Here is a 14,709-nt window from a genome sequence, read left to right as displayed (position 1 = left end):
CCCTACCTGATCTCGAGGATCTTCTCCCGCATCGCGTACACCACCGCCTCCATCCTGGAGTGCAGCTGCAGCTTCTCCAGAATGTTCCGCACGTGGTTCTTCACCGTGTTCTCGCTGATGAAGAGCTGCTTCGCGATGTCCCGGTTGTTCAGCCCCGTGGCCACCAGCTTCAGCACCTCCAGCTCGCGGTCGGTGAGCTTGGGCGCCGGGACCAGCCGCCGCTCGTCCGTGCGCTGGATCATCGACTTGAACTCGGTGAGCAGCTTCGAGGCCATCGACGGGCTGATCTGCGACTGCCCGTCCGCCACCGCGCGGATCGCGGTCGCGACCTCGTCGGTGGAGATCTCCTTCAGGAGATAGCCCGTCGCGCCCGCCTTGATCGCCTCGTAGAGGTCGGCTTCCTCGTCGCTTATCGTCAGCATGATGATCTTCGCGCTCGGGGCCACCTCCTTGATGGAGGTGCAGGCCTCGATGCCGCCGCGCTTGGGCATCCGTACATCCATCAGCACGATGTCCGGCAGCAGATCCGCCGCCTTGTCCACCGCCTCCGCCCCGTCGCCGGCCTCGCCGACGACCTGGATGTCCTCCTCCTGGGCGAGCACGATCTCCAGGCCACGCCGGAAAAGCGCGTGGTCATCGACGACCAGGACCCTGATCGGCTCCTGGCGCGATGCGCCGGTCGCGCCGGTCGCTCCGGTCGCTCCGGACGTGTCACCGACCGCCGCGGGCTCAAAGCTGTCCGCCATCGGTTCCTCCCCCTCGGGTCGTGCCAGGCCAACCGGGCGGCGCGGCCCTTTCGTTGGCTGCGTGCCCATGATTCCATGCCCGGGCACAGCGGCGCCCCCGGACGAGGTCGTATTAGGCCCGGGAGCGCCGTGGCTGGCACCTGTTACCGGTGCAGGGCACCGCCCGCGCCGGACGGCGCCTCCTCGGAGGACGGGTCCGCCTTGAGGTGGATGACGCCGTAGTCGTAGCCGTGCCGCCGGTAGACGACAGCCGGTTCTCCCGTGTCGGAGTCGAGATACAGATAGAAGTCGTGCCCGACCAATTCCATTTCGTAGAGCGCCTGGTCGAGCGCCATCGGTGCTGCCGCATGTGTCTTCTCACGTACCACCAGCGGGCCTTCGCCCTGGACTTCCAGGGGGCCGATCCTGGTGGTGGGCACCCCGCCGCGCGGCTGTTCGGCGGCCCGGCTGCCGTTGAGCTCCGGCGCGCCGGTCAGTCCGGCCGTCGCTTCCGCGACGCTCGTCGGAGTGCGGCTGCCGCCGCGGTGCACCCTGCGCTTGTCGGCCGCCTTGCGCAGCCGTGCTTCCAGCTTGCTCACGGCAAGGTCGAGCGCCGCATACGGGTCCGCCGCCGCGGCCTCTGCCCGGACCACCGGTCCACGTGTGAGCAGTGTGATCTCCACCCGGTCGGAGCGGTCCGCCTGCCGGGGGTTGAGCTCCTTGGACACCTCGACGTCGAGGCTGATCACCTTGCCGTCGAGCTTCTGGATCTTCTCCAGCTTCTCGGTCACGTGCTTCCGGAACCGCTCGGGCACCTCGGTCTTGCGGCCCTTGACGACGATGTCCACGCAGAACTCCGTTCCGGACCGCCCCGGTCTGACGGGGCGCATCCCTTGCGCTGAGGCCGGCGGGCACCAGGTCCCACCCGGCGCTGTGCTAGCTGCCGCTCCGCGCGCGCTCCGGAGGCTCCGGGGGCGGCGAAGCCGCGACTCTCACCTCCTCCTCCCCCATGGGAAAGATCGACACCCATACGAATTCTGGGCGAACACTTTCCCTTGGTACCTCACCACCGAACATAGACCCGTAAGCCGGAGGTCGGCACCCCCAACGGCGTGATACCTCCGTTCGGGCCAGCCCCCGGCTGTACTACCTGCAACGATTCCCCCGGCCTCAGAGTTCCGCTTCCCGTACGGCATCCGGGGGCGCCGCCACCACCGCCGCCCCGGCCACCCGGCCACCCGCGGCCCGCAGGACGGCCGCCGCCTCCGCCAGCGACGCCCCGGTCGTCATCAGGTCGTCCACCACGACCACCCGCGCCGCCCCCAGCCGCCTCCCGGCCCCCCGCGCGGCCACCAGGGCCCCCGCCAGATTCGCCACCCGCTCAGGGCCGCTCAGCCCCGCCTGGTCCGCCACCTCGCGGCCCTGCCGCAGCACCGCTGCCACGCGGGTGGTCCGCCCGCCCCTGCGCAGCGCCATGGCCGCCGCCACCGCGATCCGCCGCGTCGCGTCATGCCCCCGCACCGCCACCGCCCGCCGCGACGAGGGCACCGGCACGAGCACCACCGGCCCACTGGGCGCGACCGCGCGTACCGCCCCCGCCAGTGCCGCCCCCAGCGGCCCCGCCAGCGCCATCGCCCCCCGCTCCTTGTGCGCCAGCAGCACCGACCGCACCTCATCGGCATATCCCGCCACCGCGTACACCTCCGGCAGTCCCACCGGCTCCGGCTCGGGGCGCACGCGTCGCCCCCGGCGGTGACCCAGCATCGACCGGCACCCCTCGCACAGCCCCGTCCGCGGCGCCCCGCACCCCGCGCACTCCGTCGGCAGCACCAGCCCCGCCAACTCCTGCCACAGCCCCCGCATATGTCCAGCTTGCCCCTGTTGACCCCTTGCCACCACCCCCTGTGGACAACTCGGGCCCCGGCCGTGCCTGCCGGCGGATTCCGTCAGCCCGGGTAGACCGGCGAGCCGCCCTTCGGGGTGACCGCCTTCCAGTTCCCGTCCGTGGGGAGCCGGAAGATCCCGTCGCCCAGCGACGCGAGCAGCGGCTTGTCCTGGCTCTCGGAGGCTGCCACGGAGGTGACGCCGCTGATGCCGGGCACGGTCGTGTCGTCGGAGGTCGAGCCGTCCACCCCGACGTACTGGATCTGCTGCACGCCCCCGGACTCCTGCCCGACGACCACCAGCCGGCTCACTCCAGCCCAGGACGCCGCCTTGACGTCCTCCAGGTACGGGGTGACCTGCCGCAGCGCGGTCACCGTCAGCTCCGGATGGGCCTGGGTGCCGCCGCGCTCGATGCGCCCGAGGCGCAGCGTCGTGCTGCTGCCCTCGGTCACGAGCATCGCGATCCGTACACCGTCCGCGGCCACCCGGAGCGATTCGATCCGGCCGCCCTTGAGATCGGGCACCGACACCTCGACCGGGGCGCCGGCACCGTCCTGGAGCATCAGCAGCCGGGGGTTCGCCGGGTTGCGGTCGGCGACCCACAGGTCGTTGTAGCCGTCCCAGCTGGGGGCGCTCAGCCCGTTCCTGCCATGAGCGGTGCTCTTGAGCACCGACTGGCCCAGCGCGGCGTCGGCGGTGAGCCCCGTGACGAACAGCGCGCTGCCGTCGGCCTTCACGCCCGCCGCGTAGGTCTCGTCACGGCGTACGGCGACCGATCCCAGGTCGACCTGGCCCGCGCCGAGCGGCCCGGGCACCCGTTCGGCCGCGGTGGCGTTGCCGTAGAGGCTGACGAGGCGGTGGCCGGTGTCGATGAAGTACTGCTGCTGGTCGGCCGTGCCGGCCACCTGCTCCGGGGCGTACTCGGCGGCCTGCTGCTGCGAGAGCGAGCATGCCGCCGCCCCGTCGGGCCGCTGCAGCTCCACCGAGGCCACCGGCAGCGTCGCGACGCCCTGCACGGTGTTCATGAGCTGGGCGGCCATCCGGTGACAGGTCGAGGCGTCGGTGCCGGGCGTCTTGCTGAGCTTGACCGTCAGGTGCTGGGAGTCGTCCAGGGACAGCCGCTTCGCCTTTGTGCCGGACGGAAAGGCGGAGGCGACCACCGGGTCCAGCCAGTCGGTCGGTCCCGACAGCAGAGAACTGACCGTGTTCTGCAGCAGGTCGACCTGCGAACGCAGATAGACCGGGTCGGCGACCAGCACATCGCGGAGCCGGCCGGCCGTGCCGGCGGCGTCCTGGCCGAGCGACGCGTAGTAGTAGATGTCGACGGACTGGTACAGGCGCAGGAAGTCCGCCTCGCTGAGCACGAGCCCGTCCGGCACGCTGTCGATCCGCCACTCCCCGCGCTCCTTGGACAGGTGGATCCCGGCGGAGAACTCCTTGGAGACGGCGCGGTAGGCGTGCTTGCTGTCCACCGCCGCGACCGTCCTACCGGACAGGCTGACCGTGGTGGAGCTGTTCGTGCTGCCCGCCTGGACGCTCTGTACGGCGCCACCGGACAGGATGGTGATCTTCCTGTTGGGCTGCCAGGTCTTCTTCAGCCCCTTCGCCAGGTACTCGCGCGCGGTGTCGTAGTCGGCCTCGTTGCTGGTCGTCGCCTCCAGGAAGCCGCTGACGATGTCCGCCGCCAGCTCGCCCTTCTGCGGCTTGACGCCGTAGACCCGCACCTGGGAGTCCGCGTCGTTGTGCGCCTCGCTGCCGACCTTGCTCACCTCGCCGCTGCTGGGCATCGATGCGCAGCCCGCGAGCAGCACGAGGCAACCGAGCAGCGCCGCCGTTCCGGCCTGCCTGCGCATGCGGTAAATGCTACGAACGGCGTGCGGGCCGCCCCCCATGGCGCGCATCAGTGTCCGTCCTCCCGCGCCTCGTCGGCGACCGTCTCAGCGCTGATGTTCCGGCTCCCCGCCCCGTGCCCGACGACCCGCGCGCCGCTGCCCGGCAGAGCCGCCGGGTCGGCGGCGGGCGCGGCGGGCATCGACGGGATGGTCGGTATGGCCGGAGCGATACGGGGGCCGGGCAGCGCCGGCATGGTGTCGTGCACCGCCACCCTGGCCACCGGAGCGGCCGGCGCGTCGGCGGGCGGCACGGGGGCCCGCAGCACGCTGTTGCGCCGTGAGTCCTCCGGCTCCAGGGCGATCGGGGAACCGCGCAGGCTCTCCCCGGCCGTACGGGGCAGCGTCAGCCGGAACTGCGAGCCGCCGCCCGGCTCGCCCCAGGCCTGGAGCCAGCCGCCGTGCAGCCGGGCGTCCTCGACTGCGATGGACAGGCCGAGGCCGGTGCCCCCGGTCGTGCGTGCGCGTGCCGGGTCGGCCCGCCAGAAGCGGTTGAAGACCCGGGTCGCCTCGCCGGGCTTGAGCCCGACGCCGTAGTCGCGTACGGCGATGGCGACCGCGCCGCCCGCCGAGGCCAGGCGTACGACCACGTCCTTGCCGTCGCCGTGCTCGACGGCGTTGACCACGAGGTTGCGCAGGACGCGTTCCACCCGCCGGGCGTCCGCCTCCGCGATCACCGGCTGCTCGTCGCCGCGTACGACGACCCGGCTGCCCTTGCGCTCGGTCAGCGGCTCGGCGGCCTCGACCACCCTGCGCACGACGTCCCGCAGGTCTATCGGCTCGGCGGCCAGGTCGGCCGCGCCCGCGTCGAAGCGGCTGATCTCCAGCAGGTCGGAGAGCAGCGACTCGAAGCGGTCGAGCTGGGTCTGCAGCAGTTCCGCGGAACGGGAGGTCGCCGCGTCGAAGTCCTCGCGGGCGTCATGGATGACATCGGCGGCCATCCGGACGGTGGTGAGCGGCGTGCGCAGCTCGTGCGAGACGTCGGAGACGAAGCGGCGCTGCATCCGTGACAGGTCCTCCATCTGCTGGATCTTGACCTGGAGGTTCTGCGCCATCTTGTTGAAGGACTCGCCGAGCCGCGCGATGTCGTCCTCGCCGCTGACCTTCATCCGCTCCTGCAGCCGCCCGGCGGCGAGCCGCTCGGCGATCCCGGCGGCCATCCGGACCGGGGTGACCACCTGGCGTACGACCACCCACGCGATGGCGCCGAGCAGCACCACCACGAAGATCCCGGCGGTCGCCAGGGTGCCCTTGACCAGGTTGAGGGTCTTCTCCTCCTGGTCGAAGGGGAAGAGGTAGTACAGCTGGTACGGATGCCCGTTCGGATCCATCAGCCGCTGACCGACGGCGAGCGCGGCCTGGTTCTCGCCGCTGTTGTCGCGCACCATCGTGGTGTACTGCTCCTGCACCTTGGTGCTGGTGTCCAGCGCCGCGCGCAACTGCGCCGGAACGCTCTCCTCGGGCAGTACCGAGCCGGAAGCGCGCGGACCTCGGGTGCCGGTGCTGTCCGTGCTGTCGCCGCTGTCCCGGGCGAAGGTCTGCGTCTGTGCGTCGGAACTCAGCGCGACCACCGAGTACGCGCCCTGCCCGCCACTCGCGAGGGCCTCGACCAGCGCGGTCAGCCATGCCCCCGCGTCGGTCTGGCTGCGCCCGGACGTGGCGGTCCCCGAGGTGCCGGACGAGGTGTTGCCTGCCTTCTCCTTCGCGACGCCGAAGCCGCCCATGGCCTGGCTCTGCGCGGCCTGCCGCTTGGCGTCCAGCAGCCCGTTCTTGACCTGCCCGATGACCACCACACCGAGCAGCAGCACCACGCCCAGCGACATCAGCAGCGTGGTGGCCACCACCCGCAGCTGGATGTTGCGCCGCCACAGCCTCAGCCCGGGCTGCAGCGGACGGCGCCCCCAGCGCGCGCACGAGCGGAGCACCGGAAGCAGCCCGTCCAGCACACTCGCCGGCCGGGCCTCCAGCCGCTCGCGCTCGTACGGCACCGCCATGTCAGCCCGGACCCGCCTTGTAGCCGACGCCCCGGACGGTCACCACGATCTCCGGACGCTCCGGGTCCTTCTCGACCTTGGAGCGCAGCCGCTGCACATGCACATTGACCAGCCGGGTGTCGGCGGCGTGCCGATAGCCCCACACCTGCTCCAGCAGCACCTCACGGGTGAACACCTGCCAGGGCTTGCGGGCCAGCGCCACCAGCAGGTCGAACTCCAGCGGGGTCAGCGCTATGGGCAGCCCCTCGCGCTTGACCGAGTGACCCGCGACATCGATGACCAGGTCACCGATGGTCAGCTGCTCGGGCGTCGGCTCCTCGGCACGGCGCAGCCGCGCCCGTACCCGTGCCACCAGCTCCTTCGGCTTGAAGGGCTTGATGACATAGTCATCAGCCCCGGATTCCAGGCCCACCACGACATCAACGGTGTCGCTCTTGGCGGTGAGCATGACGATGGGCACCCCTGACTCGGCCCGGATCTGACGGCATACGTCGATGCCGTCCCGCCCGGGGAGCATGAGGTCGAGGAGAACCAGATCGGGCTTGGTCTCACGGAAAGCGGCCAGGGCCTTGTCACCGTCGGCCACGAACGACGGCTCAAAACCTTCGCCGCGCAGCACGATGCCAAGCATCTCTGCCAGTGCGGTGTCGTCGTCGACGACCAGGACACGTCCCTTCATACGCACCATCATCCCATTACCTGATCGTGACCTGGAGCACTAGGGCCGCACAAAGCCACGAGATCACTGGCCGTAACGGGCGAAATCGCGCCGTTTTCCGTAACAATCGCCGTTATCAAACTTGCCGGTGTGACATCGAACGCAGGGTTGTAAGCCTGGGTGCCGAGCGGCGCCACCGGATTCCCCGCCGCCTCCGTCACCTCGTGTCCCGAACGCTGCTCGACCTCGATCGAGGCCCCGTCCGGGGTGCCCAGATCCACCGTCGTGGTCGGGGCCACCACGATGAAGGGCACATTGTGGTAGCGGGCGAGCACCGCCAGCGGATAGCTGCCGACCTTGTTCGCCACGGACCCGTCGGCGGCAATGCGGTCCGCACCGATGAGAACCGCGTCGACCTCCCCCGCGGCGAAGAGCGAGCCAGCCGCGCTGTCGGTGAGCAGGGTGTACGGCATGCCGGCGCGGGCCGCCTCGTACGCGGTGAGGCGGGCACCCTGCAGCAGCGGGCGGGTCTCGTCCACCCACAGGCGCCGCAGCTCGCCCGCCCGGTGGGCGGCGGCCACGACGGCCATGGCGGTGCCCTCTCCTCCGGAGACCAGGGCACCGGTGTTGCAGTGCGTGAGCACCTGGTAGCCGCCGCCGGGCAGCAGCTCCGCCAGCAGCTCCAGCCCATGCTGAGCCATGGCCGCGCTGGCCTCCGCGTCCTCCGCGTGCAGCCCCCGCGCCTCGGCCAGCGCGGCCGCCGCCGCCCGCTCGGCACCACCACCGCCGGCCAGCGCCGCGTGATAGGCCGCTGCCGCCCGGCGCACCCCGTACCCCAGGTTGACCGCCGTCGGCCTGGCGTACGCGAGCGTCTCGGCTGCGTCGTCCACGTCAAAACCCCGTACGGCCGCCAGCGCGACCCCGTACGCCCCCGCTATGCCCAGCAGCGGCGCCCCGCGCACCGCCAGCGTGCGGATCGCCTCCACCAGCGCCGGCACATCGGTGCACACCAGCTCCGTCTCCTCGCCCGGCAGGCGCGTCTGGTCGAGCAGGACAAGCACCGGCCCTTCCGGCGGCTCCTCCCAACGAAGAGGCGGCAATGAATCGTTGGCCTTCGTTACCACGTACCGATCACCCATCCGCTCAGTCTCCCGCGAACACCGCGGCGAGTTGAACAGTTCCCGCACCGAGGAGCTTCACTCAAAATCGACCGCACAGTGGCCGCACGGTGCAGGACCGGGCCGAACGCACTCAGGCCTCCCCCGGTACGGGACCGGACACCCCATGGCACGATGGCCCCCATCCCGCCGTTACAGGACAGGGAAGCGCAGTGACGAAGGAGCGATGATGAACGACACTCCGGGCTGGGCCTCGCCCGGATCCTCTCCCTCCGGCGAGCCGGACCCCGAGAACGGCCCCGGCACGCCCCAGGATTCCGCTCCCCCGAACTGGTCCAAGCAGCAGCCCCCGCCCGGCCAGTGGTCCGCCCCCGGCTCCCCCGCCGCAGCCGGCCCGGGCAGCACACCGCCACCGCCCCCGCCGCCACCGCCCGCAGGCCCCGGCTGGGGCCAGCAGCAGGGCTGGCAACAGGGCTGGCAGCAGCCGCACTGGGGCAAACCGCCGTCCCCGAAGCCCGGCGTCATCCCGCTGCGCCCGCTGGGCGTCGGCGAGATCCTCGACGGCGCCGTCTCCACCATGCGCGCCCACTGGCGCACCGTGCTGGGCATCTCCTTCGTCGTCGCACTGGTCACCGAGACCCTCATGGTGGTGGCCCAGGGACTCATCGAGAACTCGGACCTCAACAGCCTCGGCGACCGGGCCACGTTCGGCGACGTCATGCGCGCCGTCGGCGGCAGCCTCACCCTCAACGTCCTCGCCCTGGTAATCACCCTGCTGGGCACCGTGATCGCCACCGCGATGCTCACCATGGTGATCAGCCGCGCCGTGCTCGCCCGGCCGGTCACCACCCGCGACGCCTGGTCCGATGCCCGCCCTCAGCTGCTGCGGCTCCTCGGGCTGACCGTACTGCTGGGCCTCCTCGGTATCGGCCTCCTCGCCGTCGGCGTCACCCCCGGCATCCTGGTGGCCGTCGCCGGCTCCACCGGAGGCGGAATCGCCCTGGGCGTCCTCGGTGCCCTGGCAGCAATGGTGGTCGCCGCCTGGCTGCTGATCCGCTTCAGCCTGGCCTCCCCCGCGCTGATGCTGGAGAAGCAGAGCGTGTTCAAGGCCCTGGCCCGCTCCTCCAAGCTGGTACGCGGCTCGTGGTGGCGGATGTTCGGCATCCAGCTGCTCGCCTCGTTCATCGTCTTCCTGCTGTCCGGCGCCATCCAGACTCCCTTCGTCGTCCTTGCCATGCTCACTGGCGAGGGCGGCGCCTCCGGCTTCCTCTCCAGTGACTCCGCCGGCTACGGCTGGACCTCCCTCATCGTCATCGGCATCGGCGCGGTGATCGGTTCGACCATCACCCTCCCGATCAGCGCCGGCGTCACCGCCCTCCTCTACATGGACCAGCGCATCCGCCGCGAGGCCCTGGACATCGAACTCGCCCGCGCCGCAGGCGTCCCCGGCTACGGAGACTCCCCCGCCGACAGCACCACCTCCGGGAGCTGACGCCTGTGACGGGGGACGTACCGGTCACGATCCCGCGCGACGCCGCCCGCGAAGCGGCGCAGCACGAACTGTCCAAGCCGATCTACCACCAGAACGACCCCAGCCTGTTCCAGCGCGCCCTGGACTGGCTCTGGCAGAAGATCGACGACCTCCTCACCGTCGCCTCCGGGGCCGCCCCCGGAGGCACCGTCGGCCTCGTCGTCGTCATAGCCGTCGTCATAGCCCTGCTGATCGCCCTGCGGCTGCGCCTCGGCAAGCTCCGTACGCCGGAGACAGCTGCCGCCGGTCTCTTCGGCGACTCCCCGCGCACCGCCGCCGAACATCGCACCGCCGCCGAGCACTTCGCCCGCCTGGGCCAGTGGACCTCCGCCGTGCAGGAACGCATGCGAGCCATCGTGCGCTCCTTGGAGGAACGCACCGTGCTCGACCCGCGCCCCGGCCGCACCGCCGACGAAGCCGCCGCCGAGGCCGGCCGTTTCCTCCCCGCCCATGCCGCCCCACTGCGCGATGCCGCCCGCACCTTCGACGACGTGACCTACGGCGGCCGCACCGCCACCCAGCAGTCCTACGCCGCCCTGCGCGACCTCGACACCGAACTCGAGCGCAGCAAACCGCGATTCGCCGACGCCGTCCCCTCCGCCGGGGGCGCCCCCACATGACCACCACCCTCCCCGACACCGTCGCGCCCGCGCCCTCCAGCACACCCGGCACCTCGGCCTCACCCACCGCCCGGCAGCTGTGGACCCGGTCCCGCGCCCTGATCGCCGCCTTCCTCGTCCTCCTCTCCTTCGGCATCGCCTACGCCGCCGTGAACTCCGGCGAGAACCACGACGCCCTCGACCCCCGCTCCCCCGACTCCGGGGGCACCCGGGCCCTCGCCGTTCTCCTCGCCGACCAGGGCGTCACCACCACGGTCGTCACCACCTCCGCCCGGGCCGCCGCAGCGGCCGGACCCGACACCACCCTTCTCGTCGCGGTCCCCGACCTGCTGACCGACCGCCAGCAGTCCGCCCTCCACAAGGCCACCGAACGCTCCGGCGGCCGCACCGTGCTGCTCGCCCCGACGCCCGCGTCCACCAAGACCCTGGCCCCGGGCGTCACCCCCTTCGCCGACACCACCGTCAGGGTCCACGGCCCCGACTGCGACCTGCCCACCGCCCAGCGAGCAGGCGACGCCACCACCGGCGGGATCAGCTACACCGTCACGGAGCCCATCGAGGCGAGAGCCGACTCCTGCTATCCCAGCGGCGGCCACCCCACCCTGCTGCGTCTCCCGGCCGGCAACGGCGGCGACACCGTCGTACTCGGCTCCTACGACCTGCTGCTGAACGAGCACCTCGACGAGCAGGGCAACGCCTCCCTCGCGCTCCAGCTCCTCGGTGCCCACCCCAAACTCGTCTGGTACCTCCCCTCCCTCGATGACACCTCCGCCCTCGACGGCGGGCAGCAGAGCTTCCTGGAGCTCATCCCCGCCGGCTGGAACTGGGCGCTGCTCCAGCTCTTCATCGCCGCGCTCATCGCCGCACTGTGGCGCGCCCGCCGCCTCGGCCCCGTCGTCGCCGAACAACTGCCCGTCGCCGTACGCGCCGCCGAGGCCACCGAAGGCCGGGCCCGCCTCTACCGCCGAGCCCGAGCCCGCACCCGCGCCGCCGAGGCCCTGCGCGCTGCGGCCCGCAGCCGGCTCGCCCCGCTGGTCGGCATCCCGCCGTCCCAGGCCGACGAACCCGACGTACTCGCCACCGCCGTCGCCGCCCGCCTCACCGACCCGGCGATCGACGTCCGCACCCTCCTCCACGGTGCCCCGCCGCCCGACGACGCCGCCCTGCTGCGCCTCGCCGACGACCTCGACACACTCGAACGCTCGATCTTTTCCACAGAGAGGTACGCCAACCCGTGAGCGCCCCGACCGCCGACAGCGCCCGCGCCTCCCTCGAGGCCCTGCGCACCGAAATCGCCAAGGCCGTGGTCGGCCAGGACCCGGCCGTCACCGGCCTGGTCGTGGCCCTGCTCTGCCGAGGACACGTCCTGCTCGAAGGCGTCCCCGGAGTGGCCAAGACCCTCCTCGTCCGCGCACTCGCCGCCTCCCTCCAGCTGGAGACCAAGCGCGTCCAGTTCACCCCCGATCTGATGCCCGGCGACATCACCGGCTCACTCGTCTACGACGCCCGCACCGCCGAGTTCTCCTTCCAGCCCGGCCCCGTCTTCACCAACCTCCTGCTGGCCGACGAGATCAACCGCACGCCGCCCAAGACCCAGGCCTCCCTCCTCGAAGCCATGGAGGAGCGCCAGGTCTCTGTCGACGGCACCCCGCGCCCCCTCCCGGACCCCTTCCTGGTCGCCGCCACCCAGAACCCCGTCGAGTACGAGGGCACCTACCCGCTGCCCGAAGCCCAGCTCGACCGCTTTCTGGTGAAGCTGATCCTCCCACTGCCCTCCCGCGACACCGAGATAGACGTCCTCACCCGGCACGCCGACGGCTTCAACCCCCGCGACCTGCACACCGCCGGCCTGCGGCCCGTCGCCGGTCCCGCCGACCTGGAAGCCGCCCGCGCCGCCGTCGCCAAGACGGCCGTCTCCCCGGAGATCACCGGCTACATCGTCGATATCTGCCGAGCCACCCGCGAATCCCCCTCTCTCACCCTCGGTGTCTCCCCCCGTGGCGCCACCGCCCTGCTCGCCACCTCCCGCGCCTGGGCCTGGCTCACCGGCCGCGACTACGTCATCCCCGACGACGTCAAGGCCCTCGCCCTGCCCACCCTCCGGCACCGCGTGCAGCTGCGCCCCGAGGCGGAGATGGAAGGCGTGACAGCGGACTCCGTCATCACCTCCGTCCTGTCCCGCGTCCCCGTCCCCCGCTGAAAAGGCAACCGACCGATGGCAATCACCGGACGCACCGCCCTGCTCGCCGCGCTCGGCGCCCTCGTCGTCGGACTGCTGCTCCCGAGCTGGAGCGGCATCCTCGCCATCGAGGGAATCCTTCTATTCGGAATTCTGTGCGACCTCGCGCTCGCCGCGCCAGTGCGAAAGCTGCATATCACCCGAAGTGGTGACACCTCGGTACGTCAAGGTGACGCCACCGAGGTCCACCTGACCATCCACAACCCCTCGAGCCGCCCGCTGCACGCCCGCATCCGCGACGCCTGGCCGCCCAGCAGCTGGCACCCCGGCACCGAGGTGTTCGCCTCCCGTCACCGGCTCACCCTCCCGGCAGGCGAACGCCGCCGAGTCACCACCCACCTGCACCCCACCCGCCGTGGCGACCGCACCGCAGACCGCATCACCGTCCGCTCCCTCGGCCCCCTGGGCCTGGCCGCCCGCCAAGGCTCGCACCGTGTGCCCTGGACCGTGCGCGTCCTGCCGCCCTTCCACAGCCGCAAGCACCTGCCCTCCCGCCTGGCCCGGCTCCGCGAACTCGACGGCCGCACCTCGCTCCTGGTCCGCGGCCAAGGCACCGAATTCGACTCCCTCCGGGAGTACATCCCCGGCGACGACACCCGCTCCATCGACTGGCGCGCCACCGCCCGCCGCGGCACCGTTGCAGTCCGCACCTGGCGACCCGAACGCGACCGCCACATCCTCATCGTCCTCGACACCGGCCGCACCTCCGCCGGCCGCGTCGGCGACGCCCCGCGCCTCGACGCCGCCATGGATGCCGCCCTCCTCCTGGCCGTCCTCGCCACCCGCGCTGGCGACCGCGTCGACCTGCTCGCCTACGACCGCCACGTCCGCGCCTCCGTCCAGGGCCGCCACGCCAACGACATCCTCCCCGCCCTCGTCAACGCCATGGCCCCCCTCGAACCCGAACTCATCGAGTCCGACGCCCCCGGCCTCGTCGCCACCGTCCTCCACCGCGCCCCCCACCGATCCCTCGTCGTCCTCCTCACCAGCCTCGACGCCGCCCCCATGGAGGAAGGCCTCCTCCCAGTCCTCCCCCAGCTCACCCACCGCCACGAGGTCCTCATCGCCTCCGTCGCCGACCCCCGCATCCAGGAGCTCGCCCAAGGCCGCGGCACCCTCGACGCCGTCTACGCCGCCGCAGCCGCCGAACAGGCCCGCACCGAGCGCCTGCGCACCGCCCAGCGGCTCTCCCGCCATGGCATCACCGTCGTCGACGCCCCTCCCACCGACATCGCCCCCGCACTCGCCGACGCCTACCTCGCCCTCAAAGCCGCCGGCCGCCTCTGAAAACCAATTGCCCTACCGGCCCGGCCCCGGCCTCATCCGGTCCACCGGAACTGCGGTAGAACGCAAAAATGCCTCAGTCCCCGAGCACAAGGCTCGGGGACTGAGGCTAAAAATTGTTCGGCGGCGTCCTACTCTCCCACAGGGTCCCCCCTGCAGTACCATCGGCGCTGAAAGGCTTAGCTTCCGGGTTCGGAATGTAACCGGGCGTTTCCCTAACGCAATGACCACCGAAACACTATGAAGACAACTGAACCAGACCACAACATGGTTCGTTACTTCAGAACTACACAGTGGACGCGAGCAACTGAGGACAAGCCCTCGGCCTATTAGTACCGGTCAGCTCCACCCCTTACAGGGCTTCCACATCCGGCCTATCAACCCAGTCGTCTACTGGGAGCCTTAACCCCTCAAAGGGGGTGGGAATACTCATCTCGAAGCAGGCTTCCCGCTTAGATGCTTTCAGCGGTTATCCCTCCCGAACGTAGCCAACCAGCCATGCCCTTGGCAGGACAACTGGCACACCAGAGGTTCGTCCGTCCCGGTCCTCTCGTACTAGGGACAGCCCTTCTCAATATTCCTACGCGCACAGCGGATAGGGACCGAACTGTCTCACGACGTTCTAAACCCAGCTCGCGTACCGCTTTAATGGGCGAACAGCCCAACCCTTGGGACCGACTCCAGCCCCAGGATGCGACGAGCCGACATCGAGGTGCCAAACCATCCCGTCGATATGGACTCTTGGGGAAGATCAGCCTGTTATCCCC

The 14,709-nt window shown here is 71.2% G+C and carries 12 protein-coding genes and 2 rRNA genes (1 of these 14 running past the window's edge); 5 read left to right on the top strand and 9 right to left on the bottom strand.

Annotated features, from left to right (window positions below):
* Nucleotides 1-2: 2 nt before the first annotated feature.
* From OG607_RS28555 to mtnA, 7 genes are all read right to left on the bottom strand, one after another.
* Nucleotides 3-746, bottom strand: a complete 744-nt coding sequence (locus OG607_RS28555) for a response regulator (protein WP_405729453.1) — start codon at nucleotides 744-746, stop codon at nucleotides 3-5.
* A gap of 143 nt (nucleotides 747-889) precedes the next feature.
* Complete coding sequence (gene hpf, locus OG607_RS28550) at nucleotides 890-1,573, bottom strand: ribosome hibernation-promoting factor, HPF/YfiA family (RefSeq protein ID WP_405729450.1); 684 nt, start codon at nucleotides 1,571-1,573, stop codon at nucleotides 890-892.
* 322 nt (nucleotides 1,574-1,895) lie between these two features.
* Nucleotides 1,896-2,462, bottom strand: coding sequence for a ComF family protein (locus OG607_RS28545; RefSeq protein ID WP_405729447.1), 567 nt, complete (start codon nucleotides 2,460-2,462; stop codon nucleotides 1,896-1,898).
* Between the two features lie 209 nt (nucleotides 2,463-2,671).
* Nucleotides 2,672-4,462, bottom strand: a complete 1,791-nt coding sequence (locus tag OG607_RS28540; protein ID WP_405729444.1) for an LpqB family beta-propeller domain-containing protein — start codon at nucleotides 4,460-4,462, stop codon at nucleotides 2,672-2,674.
* Nucleotides 4,463-4,509: 47 nt separating this feature from the next.
* Nucleotides 4,510-6,492, bottom strand: a complete 1,983-nt coding sequence (gene mtrB, locus OG607_RS28535; RefSeq protein ID WP_405729441.1) for an MtrAB system histidine kinase MtrB — start codon at nucleotides 6,490-6,492, stop codon at nucleotides 4,510-4,512.
* Nucleotide 6,493: 1 nt separating this feature from the next.
* Nucleotides 6,494-7,183 carry an MtrAB system response regulator MtrA gene (mtrA, locus tag OG607_RS28530; RefSeq protein ID WP_329322197.1) on the bottom strand — a complete coding sequence of 230 codons (690 nt, stop codon included), beginning with the start codon at nucleotides 7,181-7,183 and terminating at the stop codon, nucleotides 6,494-6,496.
* Nucleotides 7,180-8,289: an S-methyl-5-thioribose-1-phosphate isomerase gene (gene mtnA, locus OG607_RS28525; protein ID WP_405729436.1), complete on the bottom strand. Its 1,110-nt coding sequence runs from the start codon at nucleotides 8,287-8,289 to the stop codon at nucleotides 7,180-7,182. Before mtnA ends, mtrA begins: the two co-directional genes overlap by 4 nt.
* A gap of 208 nt (nucleotides 8,290-8,497) precedes the next feature.
* On the opposite strand from mtnA, the gene OG607_RS28520 reads away from it, so the two are divergent.
* From OG607_RS28520 to OG607_RS28500, 5 genes are read left to right on the top strand one after another with little or no spacing between them, the layout of a single operon-like run.
* Entirely contained in the window at nucleotides 8,498-9,760 is a 1,263-nt protein-coding gene (locus tag OG607_RS28520; protein WP_405729433.1) for a glycerophosphoryl diester phosphodiesterase membrane domain-containing protein, read from the top strand.
* A 5-nt stretch (nucleotides 9,761-9,765) separates the two neighbouring features.
* Complete coding sequence (locus tag OG607_RS28515) at nucleotides 9,766-10,419, top strand: DUF4129 domain-containing protein (RefSeq protein WP_405729430.1); 654 nt, start codon at nucleotides 9,766-9,768, stop codon at nucleotides 10,417-10,419.
* Nucleotides 10,416-11,657, top strand: a complete 1,242-nt coding sequence (locus OG607_RS28510; protein ID WP_405729427.1) for a DUF4350 domain-containing protein — start codon at nucleotides 10,416-10,418, stop codon at nucleotides 11,655-11,657. The genes OG607_RS28515 and OG607_RS28510 overlap by 4 nt, the downstream gene beginning before the upstream one ends.
* Nucleotides 11,654-12,619, top strand: a complete 966-nt coding sequence (locus tag OG607_RS28505; protein WP_405729424.1) for an AAA family ATPase — start codon at nucleotides 11,654-11,656, stop codon at nucleotides 12,617-12,619. The genes OG607_RS28510 and OG607_RS28505 overlap by 4 nt, the downstream gene beginning before the upstream one ends.
* A 15-nt stretch (nucleotides 12,620-12,634) precedes the next feature.
* Complete coding sequence (locus tag OG607_RS28500; RefSeq protein ID WP_405729421.1) at nucleotides 12,635-13,945, top strand: DUF58 domain-containing protein; 1,311 nt, start codon at nucleotides 12,635-12,637, stop codon at nucleotides 13,943-13,945.
* A 115-nt stretch (nucleotides 13,946-14,060) separates the two neighbouring features.
* Here OG607_RS28500 and rrf read toward each other — a convergent pair.
* Both rrf and OG607_RS28490 read right to left on the bottom strand, forming a co-directional pair.
* Nucleotides 14,061-14,177 (bottom strand): 5S ribosomal RNA (gene rrf / locus OG607_RS28495).
* 74 nt (nucleotides 14,178-14,251) lie between these two features.
* Nucleotides 14,252-14,709: ribosomal RNA gene (locus tag OG607_RS28490) — 23S ribosomal RNA — on the bottom strand (it continues 2,667 nt past the right edge of the window).

It is taken from the genome of Streptomyces sp. NBC_01537 (assembly GCF_045040445.1).
Classification (GTDB): Bacteria; Actinomycetota; Actinomycetes; order Streptomycetales; family Streptomycetaceae; genus Actinacidiphila.
This window is presented reverse-complemented; position numbering and strand designations above follow the sequence as displayed.